At 76.3% G+C, this 5,053-nt stretch carries 6 protein-coding genes; 4 read left to right on the forward strand and 2 right to left on the reverse strand.

Annotated elements, in window-relative coordinates; all coding sequences use genetic code 11:
* Positions 1–123: 123 nt before the first annotated feature.
* Together NH342_RS21840 and NH342_RS21845 are read right to left on the reverse strand one after the other, a co-directional pair.
* Complete coding sequence (locus NH342_RS21840; RefSeq protein ID WP_253018269.1) at positions 124–870, reverse strand: hypothetical protein; 747 nt, start codon at positions 868–870, stop codon at positions 124–126.
* Positions 871–903: 33 nt separating this feature from the next.
* Positions 904–1,638, reverse strand: coding sequence for a hypothetical protein (locus NH342_RS21845; RefSeq protein WP_253018270.1), 735 nt, complete (start codon positions 1,636–1,638; stop codon positions 904–906).
* Between the two features lie 57 nt (positions 1,639–1,695).
* On the opposite strand from NH342_RS21845, the gene NH342_RS21850 reads away from it, so the two are divergent.
* Genes NH342_RS21850 through NH342_RS21865 form a run of 4 tightly spaced genes read left to right on the forward strand, consistent with a single transcriptional unit; the run spans position 1,696 to position 4,926 of the window.
* Entirely contained in the window at positions 1,696–2,919 is a 1,224-nt protein-coding gene (locus NH342_RS21850) for a glycosyltransferase family 4 protein (RefSeq protein ID WP_253018271.1), read from the forward strand.
* Positions 2,913–3,623, forward strand: coding sequence for a class I SAM-dependent methyltransferase (locus NH342_RS21855; protein WP_253018273.1), 711 nt, complete (start codon positions 2,913–2,915; stop codon positions 3,621–3,623). Before NH342_RS21850 ends, NH342_RS21855 begins: the two co-directional genes overlap by 7 nt.
* The gene (locus NH342_RS21860) at positions 3,620–4,648 is read left to right on the forward strand and encodes a prenyltransferase (protein ID WP_253018275.1); all 1,029 of its coding nucleotides are present in this window, start codon (positions 3,620–3,622) and stop codon (positions 4,646–4,648) included. Before NH342_RS21855 ends, NH342_RS21860 begins: the two co-directional genes overlap by 4 nt.
* Positions 4,645–4,926: a hypothetical protein gene (locus NH342_RS21865; RefSeq protein ID WP_253018277.1), complete on the forward strand. Its 282-nt coding sequence runs from the start codon at positions 4,645–4,647 to the stop codon at positions 4,924–4,926. The genes NH342_RS21860 and NH342_RS21865 overlap by 4 nt, the downstream gene beginning before the upstream one ends.
* The last annotated feature ends 127 nt before the right edge of the window (positions 4,927–5,053 follow it).

A 5,053-nucleotide genomic window follows, 5' to 3' on the forward strand; every position in this document is an offset into this window, starting at 1 on the left:
CACGACCGGTGGGCGCACGATCTGAGCCTAGGAATCAGGAGCGTTCCAGTCCAAGAGAGTGCTGACCCACCGGCCGCTACCGGCACCGAACCTTCCAGACAACGGGAGGCCCGGTAAGCCCCATTAGTCCAGTTGCTGGGCCTGGTACTCGTAGGCCTGCTGCACCAGAGCGATGAAGGCGGCCTGGTCGACGGTGCCGCCGACCGAGGTGCTGATCATCGACAGCAACCGGTCACCGTCGGCGACGACGGCGTACAGCGCGGGGACGGCGATCTGCGACCCGTCGGGCCCGGTCACCGTGGTCGTGTAGGCCAGCCCGGCCGAGCCGTCACCGAGCGGTGGCACCGGCAGCGCGGCCAGGTCGATGGTGGCCGTGCCGATCTGCGGCGAGGTGACGGTGGCCTGCGGGCAGGCGGCGGCCGCGGCGGCGAGCTGGGCGACGGGGTCTCCCGGGGTCCCGGTGGTCAGCAGCTGCGCGGTCACCGTGGTGCCCGTCGTGGCGGTCTGCGCAGCCACCCCGGTCAGGTCGGTCACCGAGGGCTGGCTGGCCGCCACGGCCTGCGCGCAGGCCTCCGGGGTGATCGTGGCGCCCTCGAGGTCGGCGCCCACGGCGGCGCCGGCCTCCAGGTCGCCCTGGCTGACCGGGGCCACCACGGCGCCCGGACCGAAGGCGTCCTGCGGCAGCAACCCGGCGGTCAGGTCCTCCCCGGCGTCGGGCGACCCCGAGGACGACGGCGCCGACGAGCTGGAGGACCCGCCCGAGGACCCGGTCGTCGGCGAGGGCGACGCCGTCCCCTCGACCGTGGAGCTGCAGCCGGCGACGGCGAGCGCGGCGGCGAGGACCAGCAGGGGGCGGCGGGGCGTCAACACCGGCCCATCCGACCACGGGGGCCGCGGTCTGCCTCAGCCCAGGGTGTCGGCGGCGTGCTGCGCGGCGTCGGCGAGCAGCGCGTCGAAGGCAGCGGCGTCGGGCGCGGTGCCGAGGCCCCCGGTGGCCAGGCCGAGCACCCGGTCGCCGTCGGAGACCACGCCGAGCAGCGCCGACCCGGTCGTGCCCGGGCCCTGGTCGCGGGTGACCGACACGGTCACCGGGACGACGGCTGCGGCGTCGCCCAGGTCGGGGGTGGTGACGGTGCCGAAGGTGACCACGGCCTGGCCCATCGGGGTGGCGACCGTGGCGGTGGGGCAGGCGGCGACCGCGTCGGTGAGGGTGCCGACCACGGTGGCGGCCGGACCGCCGGTGGTCAGCACCTCGGCGGTGCCGGTGAAGCCGGTGCGGGTGTACTGACCGGCCACGTCGTCGACGGCGGACGGGTCGCCGAGCGCGGCCCGGGCCGCGGTCAGCGCGTCGACGCACGCCTGCGGGGTGACCGTGACGGCCCCGGGGTCGACGTCGTGACCGCGGGCGCGGCCGAGCAGGCCGGCGAACTCGTCGCCGGTCACCTGGGTGACGGTGCCGCCGGGGGCGAACCGGTCGGCGGGAAGCAGCCCGTCGGCCAGCGCGGGGGCGTCCTCGGTGGCAGCCGCGGGAGCCACCTGCGGGGCCGGCCGGGCCGTGTCGGAGGTGGCGGCCCCGCACCCGGCGAGGAGCAGCGAGGCGGAGGACGCGGCGGCGAGCAGGAGCGGGGTGCGGCGCATCACCCCACGGTAGGCGCTCGCACGGGCCCGTCACACCCGCTGGCTACAGTCCGCGCCATGGGACGGTCGCTGCGCATCGCACTGCTGTCCTACCGGTCCAAGCCGCACAGCGGGGGGCAGGGCGTCTACGTGCGGGCACTGTCGCGGGAGCTGCGCGAGCTGGGCCACCGCGTCGAGGTGCTGTCCGGGCAGCCCTACCCCGAGCTCGACGACGGCGTCCCGCTCACCCGGGTGCCCAGCCTGGACCTCTACCGCGAGCCCGACCCGTTCCGGCGACCCCACCTGGGGGAGTTCCGGGACTGGGTCGACGTCCTGGAGTACGGGCAGATGTGCACCGCGGCCTTCCCCGAGCCGCTCACCTTCTCCCTGCGCGCCGCCCGGCTGCTCCGGGCCCGGCGCGAGGAGTTCGACGTCGTGCACGACAACCAGTCCCTGGGCTGGGGCCTGCTGCGCACCGGCCTGCCCACCGTGGCCACCGTCCACCACCCGGTCGCCGTCGACCGCGACCTCGAGCTCGCGCACGCCTCGTTCCGCCGGTCGCTGACCCTGCGCCGCTGGTACGCCTTCACCGGAATGCAGGCCCGCGTCGCCCGCCGGCTGCCGGCGATCACCACGGTGTCGGAGAGCTCCCGGCGCGACATCGGGCGGCTGATGGGCGTGCCCGCAGAGCGCATCGAGGTCGTCCCGGTCGGCATCGACCCCGCCGTGTTCACCCCGGCCGACGGGGTGCGCGACGCCGACCACGTGGTGGTCACCACCTCCGCCGACGTGCCGCTCAAGGGACTGGTCCCGCTGCTGGAGGCCGTCGCGAAGCTGCGCACCGAGCGCGAGGTCCGGCTCACCGTCGTCGGCACCGCGCGGCCGGGCGGCCCCGCCGCCGCCGCGGTCGAGCGGCTGTCGCTGGCCGGGGCGGTCCGGTTCACCGGCCCGCTCCCCCAGGCCGAGCTGGTCGAGCTGCTGCAGCGGGCTACCGTCGCCGTCGTCCCCTCCCTCTACGAGGGGTTCTCGCTGCCCGCGGTCGAGGCGATGGCGTGCGCGACCCCCCTGGTGACCACGGACGCCGGCGCGCTGCCCGAGGTGGTCGGCTCGCACGCCGCCTTCCAGGTGCCGGCCGGGGACGTCGACCGGCTGGCCGGCGCGTTGGCGCTGGTGCTCGACCACCGCGGCCTGCAGGAGCAGCTCGGGCGCGCCGGGCGGGCCCGGGTGCTGGAGCACTTCACCTGGCGCTCGACCGCCGAGCGCACCGCCGCCTGGTACGAGGGGGTGCTCGGCTCGTGCTGACCGTCGACTACGACCGGCTCGACGTCCGCGCCGGGCAGACCGTGCTGGACCTGGGGTGCGGGGAGGGCCGGCACGCCTTCGAGGCCTACCGCCGCGGCGCCGCCGTGGTCGCGCTCGACCGGGGCGGCGACGAGGTGGCCACCACGCAGGAGTGGCTGGGTGCGATCGCCGCGGCCGGCGAGGCACCGGTCGGGGCCTCGGCCACCGCCGTCCGCGGGGACCTGCTGCACCTGCCGGTGCCCGACGCGTCGGTGGACCGGGTGATCGCGTCGGAGGTGCTCGAGCACGTCCCCGACGACCTGACCGCGTTCACCGAGATCGCCCGGGTGCTCAAGCCCGGCGGGCGGGTGGCGGTGACCGTGCCGCGGTACGGGCCGGAGCGGGTGTGCTGGGCGCTGTCGGACGCCTACCACGCCAACGAGGGCGGGCACATCCGCATCTACCGGGAGGCCGAGGTCCGGTCCCGGCTGGCCCAGGTCGGGCTGCTGCCCGGGTCCAGCCACCACGCGCACGCGCTGCACGCGCCGTACTGGTGGCTCAAGTGCGCGGTCGGCGTCGACCGCTCCCCCGCCCCCGTGCGGGCCTACCACCGGGTGCTGGTGTGGGACCTGACCGAGCGGCCGTGGGTGACCCGGACGGCGGAGAAGCTGCTCGACCCGGTGATCGGCAAGAGTCTGGTCGTCTACGCCACCAAGCCCTGGTGACGCTGCTGCCCGAGGTGCCCGGCGTGCTGTCCGGGGACCAGGTCGCCGCCACGGTCGCGGCGGTCGCCGCCGAGCAGGCCGCCGACGGGATGCTGCCGTGGTGGCGCGGCGGGCAGCTGGACGCCTGGGACTGCGTCGAGGCGGCGATGGCGCTGACCGTCGGCGGGCTGGTCCAGGAGGCCGCCGCCGCGCTGGACTGGCTGTGCGCCCGGCAGCTGCCCTCCGGTGGCTTCCCGTCGCAGTGGCGGGAGGGCGCCGTCACCGCGCCCGGAGTCGAGGCGAACCACGCCGGCTACCTCGCCGTCGGGGCGCTGCACCACGCCCTGGTCACCGGCGGCGCCGGCGCGCGCTGGTGGGGTCCGGTGTCCCGGGCACTGGACCTGGTGTGCCGCATGCAGCTGCCCTCGGGTGCGGTCGGCTGGGCGCTGCGCCCCGACGGGACGCCGGACGACGTCGCGCTGGTGACCGGCTCGTCGTCGCTGCTGCAGGCGCTGCGCTGCGGCCTGGTCCTGGCCGGTCGGGTCGGCGAGGAGCGGCCGCACTGGGCCGCGGCCGCCGACCGGCTGCAGGGGGCCCTGGTGGACGACCCGGGCGCCTTCGACGACCGGTCCCGGTTCTCGATGGACTGGTACTACCCGGTGCTCGGCGGCGCCCTGACCGGCGCCGCCGCCGAGGACCGGCTGGCGGCGTCCTGGGACGCGTTCGTCGTCCCCGGGCTGGGCGTGCGCTGCGTGGCCGACCGGCCGTGGGTGACCGGCGCGGAGACCTGCGAGCTGGCGATGGCGCTGGTCGCGTCCGGGCAGACGGACGCCGCGACCGAGCAGCTGGCCGCGGTGCAGCACCTGCGACACGCCGACGGCGGCTACTGGACCGGTTACGTGTTCGCCGACGACGCCGTCTGGCCGGTGGAGCGCACCACCTGGACGGCGGCCGCGGTGGTGCTGGCCGCCGACGCGCTGTCCGGGGCCACCCCGGGTGCGGCGCTGTTCACCGACCCCGCCTTCTCGGCGGTCGGACCGCGATGAGGAGGGCCCTGGACTGGCTGCTGGCCGACCGCACCCGGGCCGACCGTCGCTGGACCGTGGCCCAGTGGCCGAACGTGGCGGCCTGGGTGTTCCTCGCGCTGACCCTGGTGCGCCAGGTGGTGGACGAGGGGCCGTGGGGCACCGCGGTGTTCGTCGGCACCCGGGTGGCGCTGGTGTGGTGGGCCGGGGACGAGCTGCTGCGCGGGGTGAACCCGTTCCGCCGGTTGCTCGGTGCGGGAGTGCTGGTGTCCACCGCGGTCGGGTTGCTGGTCAGCTGACCTCACTGGTTGACCCTGGTGGCGCGGGAGGTTGGTTGACAGCCTGTCGTGGCACCCCGGTGCCGTCGGTGCATCGCCATGCTGACCGAGCTCTTCGAGGGCCTGCCTGAGAAGTGCGAGCCCGACG

The organism is Klenkia sp. PcliD-1-E, assembly GCF_024124375.1.
Taxonomy (GTDB): domain Bacteria; phylum Actinomycetota; class Actinomycetes; order Mycobacteriales; family Geodermatophilaceae; genus Klenkia.